13 protein-coding genes and 1 pseudogene are annotated in these 19659 nt (G+C 70.6%); 7 read left to right on the top strand and 7 right to left on the bottom strand.

What is annotated here, in order from left to right; all coding sequences use genetic code 11:
• Nucleotides 1-9: 9 nt before the first annotated feature.
• Together ACIRU3_RS40110 and rox are read left to right on the top strand one after the other, a co-directional pair.
• Complete coding sequence (locus tag ACIRU3_RS40110) at nt 10-3753, top strand: trypsin-like peptidase domain-containing protein (RefSeq protein WP_404067695.1); 3744 nt, start codon at nt 10-12, stop codon at nt 3751-3753.
• A 417-nt stretch (nt 3754-4170) separates the two neighbouring features.
• Nucleotides 4171-5598, top strand: coding sequence for a rifampin monooxygenase (gene rox, locus ACIRU3_RS40105; RefSeq protein ID WP_404067692.1), 1428 nt, complete (start codon nt 4171-4173; stop codon nt 5596-5598).
• Nucleotides 5599-6030: 432 nt separating this feature from the next.
• Here rox and ACIRU3_RS40100 read toward each other — a convergent pair whose 3' ends face one another.
• On the bottom strand, nt 6031-6939 hold the full coding sequence (locus ACIRU3_RS40100; protein WP_404067690.1) for an NADP-dependent oxidoreductase: 909 nt from the start codon (nt 6937-6939) through the stop codon (nt 6031-6033).
• A gap of 145 nt (nt 6940-7084) precedes the next feature.
• Here ACIRU3_RS40100 and ACIRU3_RS40095 point away from each other — a divergent pair, with 145 nt between their 5' ends.
• The gene (locus tag ACIRU3_RS40095; protein ID WP_404067687.1) at nt 7085-7693 is read left to right on the top strand and encodes a TetR/AcrR family transcriptional regulator; all 609 of its coding nucleotides are present in this window, start codon (nt 7085-7087) and stop codon (nt 7691-7693) included.
• A 64-nt stretch (nt 7694-7757) separates the two neighbouring features.
• Here ACIRU3_RS40095 and ACIRU3_RS40090 read toward each other — a convergent pair whose 3' ends face one another.
• Both ACIRU3_RS40090 and ACIRU3_RS40085 read right to left on the bottom strand, forming a co-directional pair.
• A complete protein-coding gene (locus ACIRU3_RS40090; RefSeq protein WP_404067684.1) occupies nt 7758-8897 on the bottom strand; it encodes an ABC transporter substrate-binding protein in 1140 nt (379 codons plus the stop codon).
• 390 nt (nt 8898-9287) lie between these two features.
• On the bottom strand, nt 9288-12176 hold the full coding sequence (locus tag ACIRU3_RS40085; protein ID WP_404067681.1) for a SpoIIE family protein phosphatase: 2889 nt from the start codon (nt 12174-12176) through the stop codon (nt 9288-9290).
• Nucleotides 12177-12593: 417 nt separating this feature from the next.
• On the opposite strand from ACIRU3_RS40085, the gene ACIRU3_RS40080 reads away from it, so the two are divergent.
• Nucleotides 12594-13109, top strand: a complete 516-nt coding sequence (locus tag ACIRU3_RS40080) for an NUDIX hydrolase (protein ID WP_404067678.1) — start codon at nt 12594-12596, stop codon at nt 13107-13109.
• Between the two features lie 104 nt (nt 13110-13213).
• On the opposite strand, the pseudogene ACIRU3_RS40075 reads toward ACIRU3_RS40080, so the two are convergent.
• From ACIRU3_RS40075 to ACIRU3_RS40065, 3 genes and pseudogenes are all read right to left on the bottom strand, one after another.
• Nucleotides 13214-13432 (bottom strand): annotated as a pseudogene (locus ACIRU3_RS40075) (DUF6333 family protein); the annotation flags it as partial.
• Complete coding sequence (locus ACIRU3_RS40070; protein WP_404067675.1) at nt 13392-13589, bottom strand: hypothetical protein; 198 nt, start codon at nt 13587-13589, stop codon at nt 13392-13394. The pseudogene ACIRU3_RS40075 and the gene ACIRU3_RS40070, both read right to left, overlap by 41 nt.
• A 339-nt stretch (nt 13590-13928) precedes the next feature.
• A complete protein-coding gene (locus ACIRU3_RS40065) occupies nt 13929-15908 on the bottom strand; it encodes a BTAD domain-containing putative transcriptional regulator (protein WP_404067672.1) in 1980 nt (659 codons plus the stop codon).
• A 128-nt stretch (nt 15909-16036) separates the two neighbouring features.
• Between ACIRU3_RS40065 and ACIRU3_RS40060 the strand changes: the two genes are divergently transcribed.
• The 3 genes from ACIRU3_RS40060 (at nt 16037) to ACIRU3_RS40050 (ending at nt 18688) form a co-directional block, all read left to right on the top strand.
• A complete protein-coding gene (locus tag ACIRU3_RS40060) occupies nt 16037-16915 on the top strand; it encodes an alpha/beta fold hydrolase (protein ID WP_404067669.1) in 879 nt (292 codons plus the stop codon).
• A 469-nt stretch (nt 16916-17384) separates the two neighbouring features.
• Nucleotides 17385-18101 (top strand): helix-turn-helix transcriptional regulator, encoded by a 717-nt coding sequence (locus ACIRU3_RS40055; protein ID WP_404067667.1) that lies wholly within the window; start codon nt 17385-17387, stop codon nt 18099-18101.
• Between the two features lie 32 nt (nt 18102-18133).
• Nucleotides 18134-18688 carry a DUF3291 domain-containing protein gene (locus ACIRU3_RS40050; protein ID WP_404067664.1) on the top strand — a complete coding sequence of 185 codons (555 nt, stop codon included), beginning with the start codon at nt 18134-18136 and terminating at the stop codon, nt 18686-18688.
• 395 nt (nt 18689-19083) lie between these two features.
• Here ACIRU3_RS40050 and ACIRU3_RS40045 read toward each other — a convergent pair whose 3' ends face one another.
• Nucleotides 19084-19656, bottom strand: coding sequence for a winged helix-turn-helix transcriptional regulator (locus ACIRU3_RS40045; RefSeq protein WP_404067661.1), 573 nt, complete (start codon nt 19654-19656; stop codon nt 19084-19086).
• Between the last annotated feature and the right edge of the window lie 3 nt (nt 19657-19659).

The following is a 19659-nucleotide window of genomic DNA, read 5'->3' as shown; positions in this document are numbered from 1 at the left end:
GGGGGCAGGATGGGGGACGTACGGATCGCGCGACACCTGGGGAGGGTGCTCGACGCGGGCGGTGCGGGCGTGGGCACGTGCTTTCAGGTCGCACCCTGCATCGTGGTCACGGCGTGGCACGTCGTGGCGGATCTGGACCGCGGCCACGTCGGCGCGTGGGTGGACACGGACGCCCTTGACGGCTCGGCCGGGCCCTGCCCGACGCGGGTGGTGGCTGTCGATCCGGTGCGCGACCTCGCCGTGCTGCGCAGGAGCGAGACCCTGCCCGGCGCCGTGCCGCGGCTGATGCCGACGGACGCTGTCGACCTCCTGACGGACGTGGTGATCACCGGCGTGTCGGCGGTGGACGACCACGACCACGAGTATCGCTATCTGGACGCCACTGGTGTCTGGCAGGGTGGCACGGTCCGCGACGGCAGGGTGCCCCTGGGCCGGCTGACGTCGACGGCGGTGATGCGCGGCATGAGCGGCGCGCCCGTGCTGCGCCTCGCGGACAGCGCCGTCGTCGGGGTGGTGTCGGCCCGGTACAACAGCGCTGACGGCTGGCTCCGCAACTCGGTGTGGGTGGCCCGGATCGAGGATCTGGCCGGTCTTCTGGAGTCCGTCGGGGAGATCACCCTCAGCCATCGACTCGTCCTCGCCTCAGGTGAGGTGGGGTCCATGCTCTCCGTGCGTGCGGCGGGCGGCGACACCGCTGCGGCGCATATTCCCGACTACGCACCGAAGCCTGCCACGGTGCGGGACTGCGGCGGTCCGTACGAGGCAGCCCTGGAAGTGGCGCGGGTGCTGGCGGCGCTCGACAATGCCGCCCGGGGCGCGGCGACTCTCGGCCCGGTACTGGACCACCTCATCACGAACGCGTTCGGCGGCGATCCGGGCGGGCGGCCGGCACGGGAGTTCCGGGCGCGATTACGCGCCCGCGGTCTGGATCCCCGGTTGCTGGTGCGCTCGACGACGGAACACGAGGAGGCTGTCCGCCGCTGGGCCGGACCGCTCGGCGGCCAGAGCGATGCCGCGGAGGAGACCTCGGCCGTGGAACTCCTGACGTCCTTCCGGCGCGTCGTCGCGGGTGAGGTGAGCGGGGAGCTGTTCGCCGAACTGGCCGAGTCGAGCCGCCGCTACCTCGCCGAAGCGCTCACCGACGGGCACACGATGCCGCTGTCGGCCTTCCTGCATGCCCTGACCGCGCAGCTCCCGCCGCTGCGTTCCACGTCCACCGAGGCGGTCCTGGCCCGCCCGCCAGGCGACGACGGGGCGGGAACGCGCTCGGGAGGCACGGCCGCGTCGTCGGCTTCGGAGTCCGCTTCGTCGGTCTCGGCGTCCGGTGGGACGGCACCGCATTATCACCGGGCTCAACTGGCTTCGCTGGCAGCCCAGATGATCCGGCTTCCCGACCCCGACCCGTATGTCGTCGGCCGGAACGACCTCGTCGCCACGATCGTCCGCAAGATCGACCAGCGCATGAGCCGTCAGCGGTCGGCGACGGCTTTCCTGTCGGGCCAGCCCGGTGTCGGCACCTCCGTGGTCGCCATCGAGGCGGCCCGGCTGCTGTCCCCGGCGTTTTCCGGCGGGGTGTACTACGTCGATCTGTCCGGTCTGGTCCCTGAAGCCCGCAGGCACGCCCGGGACGTGGTCAGGAAGGTGGGCGAAGCCCTCGGCCTGGAGCTCGGGGGCGGTGCCCGGGAGGACGCCTACCTCTTCGAGGCGTTCGCCGCGCAACTGCGGGAACGCAACATCCTGCTCGTCCTGGACAACGCCCTCGACGCCGAGCACGTCGCGCCCCTGGTCAAGACACCCACCACCTGCGCCATCATCGTCACTTCCCGCGACAGCGTGCAGAGTTACGCCGATCCCGGCCTGGTCTTCCGGGTAGATCCGCTGGACCGCCGGGCGTCCGTGGAGGTGCTGGCCGCGTGCGACGAGGACCGCGCCCGGGAGGCGGAGGATCCCGGGCGCGCCATCCTGCACCGGATCGCCCACCTGTGCGCGGACGTGCCGATGGCGCTGCGGATGTTCGGGGCGCGCATGGCCAGCCGCCCCGACCTGTCCCTGGACCATCTCCTGCAACTGCTGGAGCAGGAGACCACCCGCCTCGACTACCTCGACGCGGGCGACCGCGCGGTCCGAGTCGCGATCAAGCTCAGCTACGACATCCTGGACACCGATGTCGCCCACACGTTCCGGCTCGTCGCCGCGGCGCCGGGGTTCGCGCTGACCGGGTCCGAGGCCGGGTACTGCCTGGACACGCCGGAGTACGACCAGGAGAAGCTGCTGAACCGGCTGGTGGACCGCAGCCTCGCCAAGCAGCAGGCCGTGCGGGCCTTCAGCGGCCGGCTGCTCGCCACGTTCACCCTTTTCGACCTCGTGCTGCTCTTCGCCAAGGAACGGCTGTCCGAGGAAGAACCGGAGGAACTCGTCAGGGACTTCCAGCACCGTTCCGTGGCGTTTCTGCGCGACCGACTGACCGAGATCAACGATCAGCGAGGGGACGCTGATCTGTCAGGGGAGCTGGACCCGACCCGCTTCCACGCAGCCGTCCAACTCGCCGAGGGCAAGGGATGGCTCGACCTGGCCACCGAGCTGGCCCTGGGCCTGCACGTGTTGTACTCCGCCCGGGGTGAACTCGACGCGATCATCGCAGTCAACGACACGCGTGTCGACCTGCACCTGCGCCACGGCCAGCCCGAGGAGGCCGTCAAGGCCTGTCTGCTCAACGCGGACACGCTGGCCAAGACAGCCCCGGAAGCCGCGCTGGAATCCGCCCGTCGGGCCGTGCGGATCGCCCGTGAGCACGCGCTGACCGCACAGGCCGCCGAAGCCGACTTCAAGCTGAGCCTGCTGCTGTGGAATCAGAAAGATCTCGCCGGGTCTCTGGAGGCGAGCGAAAGATCGGCCGACGTCCTGATCGCCCTGGGCCGTCAGGCCCAGGCCGTCCCCGTCGCGACCAACACCTGCTCGCTGGCTCGTGAGTTGGGCGACACCGGGCGGGCCCTGCGATGGGGCCGCACCGCGACAGAGCTGGGCGAACGCTGGGGCGACGCGGACACCCGCGCGTCCGCGTTCTTCGAACGCGGACGGGCGGAGCTTAGGGCGGACAGAGCATTCGACGCCATCGCCTCCAACCGTCGTGCCGAGGAGCTGTACAAATCGATCGAGAGCTGGTGGAACGCCGGCGTCTCGTGTCAGAACGCGGCCTGGGCGGCCTCTACGGTCGACGACCTGGCCACAGCAGTCGAGATGCTCAGCCGCGCGGCCGACCACTGGGAGCGCCGAGGCAGCGTCCCTCATCTGCTGGAGACGCTCGTCGACCTCAGTGCCCTCCATATGCAGGTGGATGCCTTCGCACAGGCCGGGCACGTCCTCGCCCGGGCCCTGAGGGCAGCCGGAGCCGAGTCCGATCTGCAGGACTCCCCCTTGCTGCGGACCGAGGTCCTGCTGCGTAACGCCGCGATGAGGATGTTCGTCCCGGATGCCGGCCCGGAGCCGGAGGTCCGCCTGCCCACCCTGCCCGCAGGCGACGCAAAGGACGACGGCAACGGCAACGGCAACACGCAGGACGATCCGGAACTGCAACGCGTGCGCGACGTCCTGGAGCAGCACCACAGGGGTGCGCTGCCGGACGGCAGGGCACGCGAGTTGGTCCGAGGCTTCCTCGCGGATCGGACCCGCAACGGGCCACCGCCACTTCCGCAGTGGCTTCACGACGAATTCGGCAAAGAGCGCCCCGGACGGACGGCGCTCGGTTCCGGCTGACGCTTCCCGCGAGGCCTTACGGCCGGCATCGCCCTCAAGGCGCCCGCATCGGGTCCCGCAGTACGCGCCGCGTCATCGCTTCGAGAGGAGCTTGTCAGTCCGGAGCGGACGACAAAAGACAAAGGCAAGGGGGTGATCCGCTCCTTGCCGTTCTCAACATATAGCGCACCGGGGGCCTGGCGGCAAGGCCCGGGTCGTGTTGCAGAATCTCCGACCGAAGCCAGAACCTGCGGAAATCAGAGTTTCGCGAAATACACGCGCTTTTGGCGATGTACGGGTCCTGCGGGACGTCGGACCGGCGGTCGGACTCGCGGTGCGCTTGCGGGCACTCGGCGCGGAGGCGCGGGTGTGGGTGTGGGTGCCGCCGGACTCCGCGGAGCAGTCGGCCGAAAAGCGTTCTCGTCCTATGGGGGGTTCATGATCGACGTGATCATTGCCGGCGGCGGACCGACCGGCTTGATGCTGGCCGGCGAGTTGCGGCTGCACGGCGTGCGCGTGCTCGTGCTGGAGAAGCAGGCGGAGCCGACCGCGTTTGTCCGCGCGCTCGGCCTGCACGTGCGCAGCATCGAGGTGATGGACCAGCGCGGTCTGCTGGGGCGGTTCCTCGCGCAGGGGCAGCAGTACAAGGTCGGCGGCTTCTTCGCGGCCATCGACAAACCCTGGCCCGATCGGCTCGACTCCGCGCATCCCTACGTTCTGGGCATCCCCCAGACCACCACCGATCGCCTGCTGGCCGAGCACGCCATCGGCCTCGGGGCCGAGATCCGGCGCGGCTGCGAACTGGTCGGGCTGAGCCAGGACGACAACGGGGTGGGTGTCGAGCTGTCCGACGGCACGCGGCTGCGCTCGCGCTATCTCGTCGGCTGCGACGGCGGCCGCAGCACGGTGCGCAAGCTGCTCGGGGTCGGCTTTCCCGGCGAGCCCAGCAGGGTCGAGACGCTGCTGGGCCAGATGGAGGTCGCCGTGCCGCCGGAGACTGTGGCCGCCGTGGTGACCGAAGTCCGCAAGACCGAGAAGCGGTTCGGCCTCGGTCCCTTCGGGGACGGCGTGTATCGCGTCGTCGTGCCCGCCGAGGGGTTGGCCGTGGACCGCTCGGTCCCGCCGACCCTGGAGGAGGTCAAGCAACAGCTGCGGAAGGTCGCCGGCACCGACTTCGGCGTGCACTCACCGCGCTGGCTGTCCCGCTTCGGCGACGCCACCCGCCAGGCCGACCGCTACCGGGTCGGCCGGGTGCTGCTGGCCGGCGACGCGGCGCACATCCACCCGCCGACCGGCGGGCAGGGCCTCAACCTCGGTATCCAGGACGCGTTCAACCTCGGCTGGAAACTGGCGGCCGAGGTCGGCGGCCGGGCACCGGAGGGACTGCTGGACAGCTACCACACCGAACGGCACCCGGTGGCCGCCGACGTGCTGAACAGCACCCGCGCGCAGATGGAGCTGCTGTCCACCGAACCGGGTCCCCTGGCGGTGCGCCGGCTGATGTCGGAACTGATGGACTTCGAGGACGTGAACCGGTACCTGATCGAGAAGATCACTGCGATCGGGCTCCGCTACGACTTCGGCGAAGGACATGAGCTGCTCGGCCGGCGGATGCGGGACGTGGGGCTGAAGCGGGGTCGCCTCTACGAGCTGATGCACGACGGCCGCGGACTGCTCCTCGACCAGACCGGCCGGCTCTCGGTGGCGGGCTGGGCAGACCGGGTCGACCGTGTCGTCGACGTCAGCGAGGAACTGGACGTGCCCGCGGTGCTGCTGCGGCCTGACGGCCATGTGGCGTGGGTCGGCGAAGACCAGCAGGATCTGCTCGGCCGGTTGCCCCAGTGGTTCGGCGCCGCCGTCAGCTGAGCGCGTAGTCGAGGCTCGCACGGGCGGGGCCTGACTCCGGCCGAGTTCGGCGCGGCCCGGTGCCGTACTCCGTCCGATTTTGCGCTGTGACAGCTGTCACGGGGGAAGAGACTCACCGCCTCAACTGCGGGCGCCTGTTTCTCCCGCTGCGGCCGTCGGTCGCCCGGCGGCCCGAGGGCCGAGCCTCTGGGTCGTTGCCGCGGGTGCCGCAGGTCAGCCCTCGTGGGCTCGCCATCCCGGGGCGACGACGCCTCACGCGCCCGCCGAGGGGCAGACGCGTCAGCGACGTCGGGGCGCGCCGGTCAGTCAGGCCGGGGCTGCAGCGCGGCCGGCGGGGACTGACGGCCCCGCCGCCAGCGGCCGGCTGCCGCCCCCGGCGGGTCACCTCGGCCACACAGGACCCGAGGTGCGGCGGGTCTGCGACCTTGCAGGTCAGGGAAGGAGGACGACCTTGCCCTGGTTGCGGCGGGCCTCAATGGCCGCGTGCGCCTGGGCGGCCTCGGCGAGCGGGTAGGTCCGCCACACGGAGACGTCGAGTGTGCCGGTCGCGATCAGGTCGGCCAGCTGCGGCAGGGCCTGCGGGAAGCGGTCCTTGGGGTCCATGCCGGTGAACCGCACGCCGTGTTCGGCGAAGGACGGGTCCGCGATGGTGATGACCTTGCCCGCATCGCCGGCCAGGGCGACGGATTCGGCGAGCACGCCCGCGCCGGAAGCATCGAACACACAGTCCACGCCGTCGCGGGCGGCGGCCCGGACCCGCTCCGCCCACCCCTCGCCGTAGCGGACGGCGGACGCCCCCATGCCGTTGACCCGCTCGATGTCCTGCTCGGCGACCGTACCGACCACAGTGACGCCGCGTGCGACGGCCAGCTGCACCGCGATGGCGCCGACACTGCCACCGGCGCCGTGGACGAGCAGCGTCTGTCCCGCCCCGACATCGAGGTGCTCCAGCGCTCGGTAGGCGGCCTCACCGACCGTGATCATCCCGGCGACGGCCTCGAACGACAGCTCCTTCGGCTTGGCAAACGGCAGCTGCAGCAGCGCGTACTCGCCGTAACCGCCGGTCGAGGCGACGCCGAAGACCTCGTCACCGACGGCGAAGCTCGCGCCCTCGCCGACCTTGTCGACCACACCGGCCACGTCCCAGCCGGGCACGTGCGGGAAGGTCACCGGGAAGGCGCCCTGCATGATGCCCGCGCGGATTCGCACGTCGATCGGGTTGACGGCGGCCGCCCGCACTCGGATGCGGACCTGCCCGGCATCCGGCTCGGGGGTGACGACCTGCGAGGGGGTGAGGACCTCCGGCCCGCCGTATGCGGAGAAGGTGATCGCTGTGGACATCAGGCACTCCTTGAGGAGAGGGAATCCGCGCACGCCCTGAATCATCCAGTGCGTGTGATTTCCTTTCCTGTGTATCACACACAGCGTGTGATACGAGATGTGATGACCATCACACGCTGTGTATGATTTGAGATAGGGTGAAGCCATGCAGCAACCCCTCCACCGCCGCCGGCCGACCCTGAGCAACCCGCGCGTCCAGCGCACCCGCAGCCGCATCCTGGCCGTCGCGCGAGAACTGCTGCCCGAGGTCGGGCCGACCGGATTGACCTACGCCCTGCTCGCCGAGCGGGCCGACGTCACCCGCCAGACCCTCTACCGACACTGGCCCAACCGGGCGGCGCTGCTCTTCGACCTGATCCTGGAAGGCCCCGACCTCGGCAACTACCCCCAGCCGGGCAGCGACGTGCGCACCGTGGCCACCGCGTGGCTGAGGAGCCTGCGCGCCGGCATCAGCGACCCGGCCGTCCGTACCGCGGTGCTGGCCGTCACCGCTCAGGCCGACCACGACCCCGACAGCGCCCACGCCCTCGCACGCATCGGCGAAGACCGCCACGCAGCCCTGAACAAGCTGCTGGAGCCTTCCGGCGTCCAGATCAGCCGCGACGAGTACACCCTGCTGTACGGCCCCGTCCTCGCCCGGCTGTTCCTCGACCGAGGCCAGGTATCCGACGAGTTCATCGACGCCGTTGTCACCCAGTGGCTCACCATCCTCGACCGGACGTCCGGGTCCCTCGCCGACACGGAGGGCCACTAGGGCTCCCCCTGCGTCCTGTCTGCCCGCACTGGTATCGGCGCATCGCCCACTTCTGAAGTGAGTACTAGCCGTTGACGGCCTTCCCCCAGCCCTGAGCGACGGTTTCTCTCGCCTTCTCCAGTTGCGCGTCTGTCGGAAACTGCGGCGTTCCCTCAACTGTCGGCAGCCGTGCGGCGGCAGCCTCGTCGAGGGTGCCGTCCTTCTTCATGACGTCCATCAGCACCGGGCGGGCAAAGCCGGCCAGCCGGAGGTTCTGCCCCTGTGTGCTGAAGAGGTACTCCTCCCACAGGCGGGCAGCCGCCGGGTGCGGGGCTTTCTTGTTGATCGCCTGCGCGTAGTACTGGGCGAAACTGCCGTCGAAGGGGGTCGAGACCTGCCACTCCACACCCTTGTCGCGGAACTTGTCGACGTAGTTGAGGTTGACGTAGTCCCAGTTGACGCTGATGGGCGTCCGGCCGTCCTCCACCGCTTCCGGGCTGGACTCGTTCGGGTTGAAGTTGCCGCGCTTCTTGAGCTCGGCGAAGAAGTCGATACCGGGCTGAATGTTGTCGAACGATCCGCCGTTCGCCAGCGCGGCCGCATAGACGCTGGCGAAGGCCGTGCCCGAACGGCTCGGGTCACCCTCGATCGCAACCTGACCCTTGTAACCGGGTTTGAGCAGATCGGCGAAGGTCCGGGGACAGGGCTTGACGCGTCCCGCGTCGCAGCCGATGGACATGTAGCCCCCGTAATTGTTGTACCAGCGAGCCTCCGGGTCCTTCTGGCTGCTGGGGATCGAGTCGTACTCGGCGACCCTGTAGGGCGCCAGCAGGTTCTGCCGCGCCGCAGACCGCGCGAAGGTGTCGCCCATGTCGAGCACGTCAGGGGCCGTCGGCCGATTCCCGCGCTTCTTCATGGCGTCGATCTCGTCCTCGCTGTGCCCTTCCGGGATGTCGACCCTGACCTTGATCCCGTACTTCTTCTCGAAGCCGTCGATGAGACCGCCGTAGTTGGCCCAGTTGCGTGGAAGGGTGATCGTGTTGAGCCTGCCCTCGCCCTTCGCCGCGGCGATCAGCGCGTCCATGCCCCCCGCGTTCTCGGCGGAGGTGGCCTCCGCCGGCTTCACGGGTGTGGCGGTCGATGCGCTCTCGCAGGCACTCAGGCCCAGAGCCACGAGGGCGAGGCAGCCGAGGACGGCCGCTGCTCGAGCACGGGGTGCGGTCACGACGGCTCCAGGAGTGGGGATGTGGAACGAGGGGTGTCACCGTCTGGTTGTTGCAGCGTGGTCGCCGCGCCATGGGTTACGCAGCGCAGTCGGCGTGTTCCGGAAGCTGCCGGGGCAGGGAGCCGCGGTTCCGGTGCGTCGACGAAGTGGCCATCAAATCCAGCCTACCCGGCCGCCTCCATGGTGGAATCCCACCCACGGAAGCCTGTGATCTGCTCCTTTCCATGGCGCGGCCACGGTTCTGCATACGTTACGGGCCTCGCTCGCGCCGGTTGTGCATACGCTACGGGCCCCGCTCGCACCGGTTCTGGATGCGCCGCGGGCCCCGCTCGCGCCGGTGCGCAGCGTCGGGGATCGCGCGGCTGCTCGGTGCGCACGGTCACGGTCCGCTCACAGTGCCGTGTCGTCCCATTGGTCGAGCAGGATCTCGTCGAGCCCCGCCACCTCCGGCGTGGTGTCCGCGTGGAGAGACTTCTCGGCCCAGATCACTTTGCCGGTGGGCGTGTATCGGGTGCCCCAGCGCTCGGTGGACTGCGCTACCAGGAAGAGTCCGCGGCCTCCCTCGTCGGTGACGTTCGCCCGGCGCAGCCTGGGCGAGGTGCCGCTGCCGTCGGAGACCTCGAAGATCAGGGTGCCTGCGTCGAAGCCGCTGATCGGCTCGGTGCGGATCAACCGGACGGCGATGGGCTCGGCACCGTAGCGTACGGCGTTGGTGATCAGCTCACTGAGGATGAGTTCGGCGGTGAAGACGATCTCCTCCAGCCCCCACTCCGTCAGCCGGCGGGCGCAAGCGGTGCGCACCGGGGACACCGCCGCCGGCTCTTGGGGCACCTGCCATTCGGCGACGTGCGCAGGGTCGAGCCGGCGGGTACGGGCCACCAACAGCGCGATGTCGTCTCTCTGCCGGTCGGGCAGCATGGCCTCCATCACCGCCGCGCACGTGGCCTCCGGGGTGCGATCCGGCCCGGCCAGAGCATCGCGCAAGGCTTCCAGGCCGGCGTCGAGGTCGCGGCCGCGGTCCTCGATCAGGCCATCGGTGTAGAGCACCAGCCTGGATCCCTCGGGCACGGTCAGCTCGGTGCTCTGGAAGGGCAGGCCGACGCCCACTCCCAGCGGTGGGGAGACGGGCACCTCGGGGAAGGTCACGGTCCCGTCGGGATGGACCACCGCCGGTCCCGGATGGCCCGCGGTCGCGATGGCCAGCTGCCCAGTGGTCGGATCGTAGACGGCGTACTGGCAGGTCGCCCCGGTGATCCCCTGGCCGTCCTGCTCGGTCGCGGGCTCCTCGGCGTCGATCTGGGCCACCAGTTCGTCCAGCCTGCCCAACAGCTCCTCCGTGGGCATGTCCAGGCCGGCGAAGTTGAGAACGGCGGTGCGCAGCCGCCCCATGGTCGCCGCGGCGTGCAGACCGTGCCCGACGACATCACCGACCACCAGCGCCACCCGGGCGCCCGACAGCGGGATGACGTCGAACCAGTCTCCGCCCACCCCTGACTGGGCCGGCAGGTAGCGGTAGGCGGCTTCGAGGGCGGACTGCTCGGGCAGCCCGCGGGGCAGCAGGCTGTGCTGCAGGGTGACGGCCATGGTGTGTTCGTGGGTGTAGCGGCGGGCGTTGTCGACGCACACGGCCGCGCGGGCGGCCAGTTCCTCGGCCAAGGACACGTCCTCGTCCTCGAACGGCGGGGAATCGCCCGCCCGCCAGAAGTCCGCCGTCCCCAGGACCACACCGCGGGCTCGCAGCGGGACCACGAGCAAGGAGCGCATGCCGTGGTCGAGGATCCTCTGAGCACCTTCCAAGTGCTCGCCCCGCCAGCTGTCGGATGCGCTCAGGTCTCTGACCAGGACGGATCGGCTGTCGGCCATCGCCGCGGAGACGGGGTGGCCGGGGGCGAGCCGCATCACCTTCCCGACAGGGCGGAAGAGATGGTCCGCGTCCGGGCCGACGGCCGCGACACACCGCAGTTCGTCGATCCCGGTGGAGACATCGGCGGGTTCCATGCCGTGCAGGACCGGGTCCAGCAGCTCGACGGTGACGCCGTCGGCGAACCGTGGCACCGCCACCTCCGCCAGTTCCTCCGCCGTGCGCTGCACATCGAATGTCGTGCCGATCCGCATCCCGGCGTCATAGAGCAGCTTCAACCGTTCGCGCACCACCTCGGCCCTGCCGGCCAGAGCCCGCAGCTCGGTGGTGTCCCGGAGCGTCACCACGCTGCCGACCCGTCCATGAGGTGCGGTGAGCCGCTTGCTGACCGCGAGCAGCCGGTCGGACGCCAGATACACCTCGTCGGTGGCGGGGCGATCGGAGGCCAGGAGCTCCGCGAGGTCCGCCTCCAGCCCCAATTCGGAGGTCTGGCGCTGCTCCGCGTCCGCCGGCAGGTTGAGCAGCCGTCGTGCCTCGTCGTTGGCCAGCAGCAGCCGGCCGTCACCGGCGATGATGAGCACTCCTTCCCGCACGGCGTGCAGGACCGCGTCGTGGTGCTCGTACATCCGGGTCATTTCGGCCGCGCCGAGGCCATGGGTCTGCCGCCTCAACCGACGGCTCACCAGGCCCGACCCGCCCGCGGCGATGACCAGGGCCGCGGCACCGCCGGCGAAGAGGACCGGCAGCTGCCGGTTCACCTTGTGCTGCACCTTGTCGACCGTGACAGCAGCGGAGACGATGGCGACGACAGAGCCGTCTGGAGCCCGGACGGGGACGGCTGAGATCACGGAGAGCCCCAGGGAGCCCTGGAAGGTCCTGGTGAATGACTTTCCGGTCGCCGCCTCCGCGTAGGGCCCGATGGTGTGTTTCCCGATCTGACGCGGGTCGCTGTGGGTGAGGGTGATCCCGTCCAGCCCGTACACGATGACGGCGTCGACGCCCGCCGCCTTTCGCGCCGCCTCGGCATGCGGCTGCAGCACGGCGGTCGGGTTCGGGCTGTTCAGCGCCGCCACGATCCCCGGGGAGTCGGCAAAGGTCTGCGCCACCGCAATCGTCCTGCTCCGGGCCTCCGCCAGACTCCCGCGCCGAGCCTGCACCACGAGAGCCACCAGTGTGACGGCGACGAGCAACACCACGACCGCCAGCTGCAGGAGGAAGACCCGGCCGGAGAGGCTGCGCACGCTCAGCAGCGAACGCAGGCGCCGCAGCGGCCGCCGTGGCTCTCCCCTCGCCCCAGGCCGACCGTGTCCCCGTCGCCCTTGCCGAGCCTGTCCCGGACGGGGATCCCGACCGGGCCCGCGGGCCCTCCCGGACGCATCAGGCACCTCGCGCCCCGATTGACCCGAAACTTCACCCATATCCCCTTTCTATCGCTTCCAGGTCACCAACCACGAGGTGTGACCTGGACGGGGCGGTCGGACGGGAGCGGCGGCGAGCGCTGTGGGCGGGGCTCGGGCGCCGGGTGCCGGGTGCGACACGACCGGCCTGGCTCAGGGCGCGCCGGCACAAGCCCGCGACACGCCGACCGGTCAGGCGACCGGGCTGTCGCGACCCGCCGCGCAACGGCTGAACGTCTCGATCGGGCAGTGGCTGCGGTGCCTGCGTGTACGTCCTCCCGCGCATCCCCGAAGGGTGGGTCGGGCGCGGTGAGATGACTGGCAAGCCGACACACGCTCGGAGCGGCCCAACCGGTCTCGGCGAGACGTCCGTCCCGCTGAGGGGGTGCCGGGCCCGTGGCGTCTCGGCTGTCAGTGGCTCGTCGTACTCTCCGGCAGGTGACCCACCACCTGATAGGGCAGCGGACCCTCAGAGCCGCGATCGGTGATGCACGTCAGGCCCTTGCCGAGCACGACAACGCCTTGGCGTGGCTGCTTCGCCCTGAAGCGGCACTGGACGGTCCGCTGGCAACCGAGGTCTGGGTGTTCGACAGGGCGTTGACGCGTGTCTTGCTGGTGCAGCATCGCTGGCGTGGGTGGGTGCCGCCCGGGGGCAAGGTGGATCCCGGAGAGACGCCACGCGAGGCGGCGCGTCGGGAGTTGTTCGAAGAGACCGGAGTGCGCGCTGATCTTCTCGGGACGCCGGCGGCTGTCACCGTACGCTCGTATCGTCGCGGCTGGTCGGCCACCATGGGCGTGTCCTTCATGGCGGTGATCGATCGACACACAGAATTGCTCCCCGAAGAAGGGCAGCCTGCTGCCTGGCTGCGGCTCGACGAGCCATGGCAGGGCTGGTTCTCCGAGGATCGCCTCCGTATGGAGCAGTGCGCCGGATGGCTCAGGGAACGAGGTTGAGGGTGGGGCGGCTCAGCGGCGCGGGCAATCCGTGGGACCGAGCCGACGTGGCGCGCCCTTCGGTCCTGGTGCCAGACCTCTTCCATGTCGTCCTGGGTCTGGGAGAAGTCCCTCTCGCATGCGGCGGTGACCCGGGCGTCGAGGTGGGCGTGGGCCTGTGAGCCGAAGGCGTTGTCGAGGTTGTAGGTGGTGATGCCGTTCTCACCGAAGGCGGGGTCGGTGATCTGGACGGCGTTGCCCCGGCAGCCGAGCCGTGGATGCCGGTAGGCACCGCGGGCTTGATCACGGCCGACGGTATGCGGCCCGGTCGGTGCCGGGGACAGGGTCCCGGGTCAGGGCGACGCAACAGGGGTGGGCAGGATCCCCCACCTCCAAGAGCGTGAACAACTCGACGTCGTGCTGGGCGAAGCGGTGGAGGTACTGGACGAACAGCTCCAACTCGTCGCCGGAGAGAGGCTCGTCATGCCGGTCGTTGCGCACGCCTTACGATGCGGCCGACCCAAATACCGGCAACCTCTTCGTCCCGAAGCAACTTGGGTGGTGCTCCATCATGGGCTACTGGTGGATCAGGCAGCAGGTCCGTCAAGCCACGGACGCACGATCTCGTCCGGCACGTCTTCGATGCGGACCTCGATGTCCTCCAGCTCCTCGCGCACCACGGGTTCGTCATCGCCCAGTCCGAACAGGGTCGCAAGTCTCGGTGGCCTTCATGGGCTCGGCGCCTTCGTGTGGGACGGCACATTGGACACGAAACTGCCGTGAACGGACTGATCGCTCTTCGGCATGGGACGACGCCCAGGCGGATCCGCGGCGCGCAGGTCAAGCGAGCGCGTTGATGATGACAGTGAGCCAGCGGTCCACCGGGCCGAGGGTGACCAGACCACTGCCGGCGCCTGCGAGTTCGCCCGCGGCCGGCCGCAGGCGGGTGTGGGCTCGTTCCAGCGCGGCCCGGTCGCCGAGCACCAGAGCCACTGCCGCCTCCAGGCAGCACAGAGCCTCGTACAACAGGTCGGCGGGCGGCTCCGGCAAGGCACGCAGCATCGCCTGGGCATCGGCGTGGCGGCCGGTGCGCAGCGCAACGAAGACCTCGGCCCAGGGCCGGTACGGACCCCAGTCCGCGTCCGGGTCGACGTGTTCGGCCACCTTCCTTGCGGACGTGCTGCCATCTGCCAGCCGCAGGCAGAGGAGTGCCAGGGGAAGCAGACCGTGCTCGACGCCGGGCATTCCTGAGCCGTGCAGCCCTGCGGCAGCGGTCCGGTATGCGGTTTCGGCCTGTGCGGTCCGCCCGGAGGCAGCCAGGCGCAATGCTCGGTACCACTGGGTGAAGACGCCCGTCAGCGGCCGTTCGTGTCGCTCTGCCAGACGGTCTGCTGCGGCGGCGTGCTCGTCCGCGGCCGGGAAGTCACCGAGTGCGCTGTGCGCCTGTACTTGGATCAGGTGGCCGAGCACTTCGAAGGTCACCAGGCCGTGCCTGGCGGACAGCGTGACCAGCTCCGCGCCGATCGCATCCCGCCGGGGCGCGAGACCGGCTCGGGTGCAGGACTGCATGAACGCTCCGTTGAGGGCGAACGCCAGCAGTGTGGGATCGTCGAGGCGGCGCGCGATCTCCTCCGCCTCGCGTGCGGCCTGAGGACCGCGGGCGCAGCGGGTGCCGCGCATCTCCAGTGCGATCGTGGCAAGCAACCGGCAGCGGGCCACCTCGTGTGAGTCGTCCCGCGGCAGGGTCGCCAGGGTGCGCTCGGCGGCCGCGACGATCTGCCGCGCCTGTTGCGGGTCGTCGTTGCGGGTCCAGATGGCGGGGACGTCGTAGGCACCGATCACGCGTGCCGTCAGGTGCGGGTCGCCGAGCTCCTGCGCCGCGGTGATGGCCGCCAGACGGGTCTCCTGAGCCGCCTGCAGCCCGCTTCCTCCGGTCACTGCGAGATTGCGGAGCAGATCGACCGTCGACTCCAACCGGCTCCGCGTGCGCCCGACGACCGCACGGTCGTAGACCGCCACCGTACGAGTCCACAGCCTTTCCGCCGCCGTCAGCGGTTCCGCATCCAGGCGCGGGTCCTGGGCGAGTATGTCCGTCTCCAGGCCGCGCAGCTCCGGGCCGGGGTCCACCCCCAGCTCGTCGGCCAGCATGGCCCGGGCCCGACGCAGCACCGCCAGCGCATCCGCCTGCCGGCCCGAGCGGTAGAGCGCCAGCGCCAGCAGCCGCCAGGCCTCCTCACGCCAGGGATGGTCGGCCAGATGGGCATGCAGCTCGGGCACTGCCTCGGCGGCCAGCCCCAGATCCAGCCTGGCCTGGGCCTGCTGCTCCACTGCTCGCAGCCGCAGTTCGGCCAGGCGGGAGCGCTCGCCGCGGGCCCAGTCCTCCTGCGCGAACTCTGCGTAGGCCGGGCCGCGCCACGCTTCCAGCGCCGTCTGCAGTTGCTCCAGGGCCTGCGCGGGCGGCTGCTGTGCGGCCGCACCGACAGCCGCCTCGAACCTCCAGGCGTCAACGGTGTCCGGTGCCGCCCGCAGCGCGTACCCGGGTCCCTCCGTGACCAGCAGACGGGCCGGGGTCCGAGCCGGGCGGTCCGGCTCCAGGACACGGCGCAACGCGGCGACGAAGGTCTGCACGGCACCCACGGCGCCCGGCCCGGGCTCGTCCCACAGGTCCTCCACAAGGCGGGCGACCGGAACCACGCGCCGGCGGGCCGTGATCAGCCGCGCGAGCACCGCCCGGTGCCGCGGCCCCTTCAGCCCCAGAACCCCACCCGCCGCGTCCCAGGCGACCACTGGCCCGAGCACTCCGAACGTGATCCGCTCCATGGTCACCTCCCGGCCTCGCCCTGCTCGCCTGCCACGGTACGTGCTGATCGCATGCTGATTCGCACGCGGCAGGCTCGACCAGGTCCGCAGAGCGCGGGCCGACTCGCGCCCAGGGAGAGCAGCCCACCATGACACCGACCATCCCCGGATTCGACTACCAGCGCGTCCAGGTCGCCGAAGGCATCGCGCTCACCACCGCCGTCGGCGGCTCGGGCAGCCCGATCGTCCTCCTGCACGGCTTCCCGCAGACCCACCTGATGTGGCGGGACGTGGCCACCGACCTCGCGGCCGATCACACCGTCATCTGTCCCGACCTGCGCGGCTACGGCGCCAGCGACAAGCCCGCCGACCCGGACGGAACCGCGTACGCCAAGCGCACCATGGCCGCCGACATCGTCACTCTGGCCCGCGCCCTCGGCCACGAACGGTTCGCACTGGCCGGCCACGACCGCGGTGCCCTGGTCGCTTTCCGAGCCGGACTCGACCATCCCACCAGCATCAGCCACCTCGCCTGCCTGGACGTGCTCCCGACCCTCGACATGTGGCAGGTGATGCGCGGCACGAACGCTGCCGTCGGGTTCCACCTCTATCTGATGGCTCAGCCCTCGGGCCTGCCCGAGCAGATGATCGCGGCCGCGCCGGACGCCTTCTTCGGGCATTTCCTCGACATCTGGACCCACGACCCCGACGCCATTCCCGCCGACATCCGTGCCGCCTACCTGGACGCCTGCCGCCACGCGGTGCCCTCGATCGTGGCCGACTACCGCGCCTCCGCACGAATCGACGTCGACCACGACCAGGCCGACAAGGACGCCGACAACCAACTGGACATGCCGGTCACCGTCCTCCAGCAGGACTGGGGTGCCGCCCTCGGCTTCGACGCCCGGGCGCTCTGGTCCGCCTGGGCACCGAAGCTGGCTCACACGACCGTCACCTGCGGCCACTTCATGGCCGAGGAAGCCCCCGCGCAGATCACCGCGGAACTCCGCAAACTCGTGGACCGCTGAGCAGGCGCCGTCGCGCCACTGCGCGGACGAGCTGGCGGAAGGACCACCCCGCCCGCCGCGAACGCGCCGCAGCAGCCCGGGGGGTGCTGCCGCGGCAGCCGTCGTCATCGGGCTCCGCACCTGATCGCGCCCACGCAGACACGGGCCCGCTCGTCGTACCTGGGTGCCACGGCCCGGTGAGGTCTTGAGCCTGCTCATCGTCCGCTCCGCCGTGCAGCGATCTTTGTGCCGCTGCCCCGAATCCTGGGCGCCGTCCGCCCAGTGATCCCTTGCGCAGGCGGGCGGCCTGAGTGTGGTTTTCTCCGGGATGGCGAGCCGCATGAGACGTCGTCGCAGGCAATGGCTGGCAGCACGCTCCGTTGCTGTGTGCCCTGTCGGCGGTGCAGTCACATGATCGGCGGCCCGGACAGGCTCTGAGAGGGACGGATCGCCTTCTATCTCCAACCTGTGTTGTTCCTAGAATGGCCAGGTGGAGGACATCGACGCGATCGCAATGTTGCAGGATCCGGTGCGGCGCCGCTTGTACGAGTACGTGGCGGCTCAGGGCCACGAGGTCGGCCGCAACGAGGCCGCCGAGGCGGCCGGGGTGGCCCGCACACTCGCTGCGCACCATCTGGACAGGCTGACCGAGGCCGGTCTCCTGGAGAGTGGCAGCCGCCGCCTGACAGGCCGCTCGGGGCCGGGGGCGGGCCGTCCCGCCAAGGTGTACACGCGGGCGCGGGCCGAGTGGTCGGTGTCGCTGCCCGCCCGCGACTACCGCACCGCCGCCGAGCTGCTCGCCGAGGCCGCCGAACAGGCCGGACTCGACGCCGGGCTCTGCGCGGCGGCGCGCCGCCGGGGTAAGGCCCTACGTGGCTCGGCGGCGCCCTGTGCCGATCTTGAAGAGGCCGTGAAGATGCTGGCTGCCCGCGGCTACGAACCGCACCTGGAACGCGTCGAGAGCGCCCAGAACGCCGACGGCACCGAGGACACCGAGGACACGACTGACGCAGCCGCACACGTCGTCCGTATGCGCAACTGTCCTTTCCATGCCGTCGCCGAACGCTTCCCGCCGCTCGTCTGCGGCATGAATCTCGCGCTGCTGGAAGGGCTGATCGGCACAGACGGTCCCGTCCGCGCTCGCATGGACGCCCGGCCGGGAGAGTGCTGCGTGGTGGTCGAGGATTCTAAAAACAATGGTGATTGACATAGAAAAGTAGGCCGTGCTGGGATGGGGCCATGACCGCATCCGCGCACGCCGCCCACCTGGCCCAGCTCAATGTCGCAACGCTCCGTCACCCCTTCGACGACCCGCGCATGGCGCCGTTCGTCGAGATGCTCGATCCGGTCAACGCCGCCGCGGACGACGCGCCCGGCTTCGTGTGGCGGCTGGTGGAGGAGGGGGCGGCAGACGCCACTGGCCTGCGCCCGGCAGGCGAGGACGTCATCGTCAACCTGTCGGTGTGGGAGAACCAGGAAGCCCTGTGGGACTTCGCCTACCGCAGCGGGCACCTGGAGGTGATGCGGCGCCGCCGCGAATGGTTCGAACGGCACGTCGAGGCGCACCTGGTGCTCTGGTGGGTCCCCGCCGGGCACCTCCCGACCGTCGGCGAGGCCCTGGAGCGGCTGGCGAACCTGCAGGCGCACGGGCCGTCCCCGCACGCGTTCACCTTCGCCTCCCCGGTCAGCGCCACCGAGGCCGCCCAGCACCTTCAGCCCGCGCCGTCGGCGCAGCCTGAGCAGGCCGCCCGGAGCGCGCGACCCTTGCCCGCCGGAGGCTCGGCGGCGATCTGAAGCAGGGTCGCTCAGGCCGACGGAGCCGGCGGTCGGCCATGCAGCCGTGCCGAGCCGGCCAGGCACCCCGGTCAGCCTGCCCGTCGATGATCCCCGCCGTCGACTCCGGATCACGACTCACGGCCTCACAGACCCGGCCGCAAAGACGGTCGGGCAGCTCCCCGATCAGCCCCCTGTCCTGCCACTGCCGCCAGAAGTCGTACACACGTCCCAGGCGGGAAAGTCCGCGGGCATGGCCCACCACTTGATGTCGTCGCCCACCGGGCAGCGGACCACATCGGCATCCGGCGCCGGCAGCAGCTCCGCCCGGGCACCCTTGGACTCGACAACCCCGAGCCGCACTCGGGCCCTGCCGTCACGGGGACCCGGCCGGAAGATCCCCCGCCTCAGAGGCCTCACTCGGACGCGTGCTCACCGTGATCGGCAGAGCAACGGCTCTCAGAATCGCGGCGTTCCCAGGCGCTGCCGACCGCGGCCGCCAGCGGCGAGCGACAGTCGGGGTTCAGCCGGATCTCGATGTCGTCGGACATCGTCTCGGGCGAGGGGCCGGCCGTTACGCGGACGCGTATCGGACGGCCGGTGTCGGCCTCGACGAACGACAGGGGCGGCCGGCCTTCCTGCAGGTACGTATCGCCCCATTGCATCAGCGACAGAAGCACCGGCAGCAGCTCCTCGCCCGCCTTGGTCAGCCGGTACTCGTCGCGGGCCCGGCTGCCCGGCTTCCGGTAGGGAACGGGCGCGACGATCTGCGCGGCCTTCAACTGCGCGAGTGCCCGTGACACCGCGGGCGCCGAGGCCCCGATCCGCGCCACGAAGTCGTCGAACCTGGTTGTGCCGTAGAAGCATTCGCGGACCACCAGGAACGTCGTCTTGGTGCTGAGCAGGTCCAGCAGCCGCCCCGCCGAGCATTCGTCGCCGATCGGCCACGGATCCCGGTCGCGCAGCCGTTCCTCGAAATTCATCGCCATACC

The sequence above is a fragment of the Streptomyces sp. NPDC101151 genome (assembly GCF_044768335.1).
GTDB lineage: Bacteria > Actinomycetota > Actinomycetes > Streptomycetales > Streptomycetaceae > Streptomyces.
Note: the sequence above shows the minus strand (reverse complement) of the source record. Positions and strands in the feature narration are given on the sequence as shown.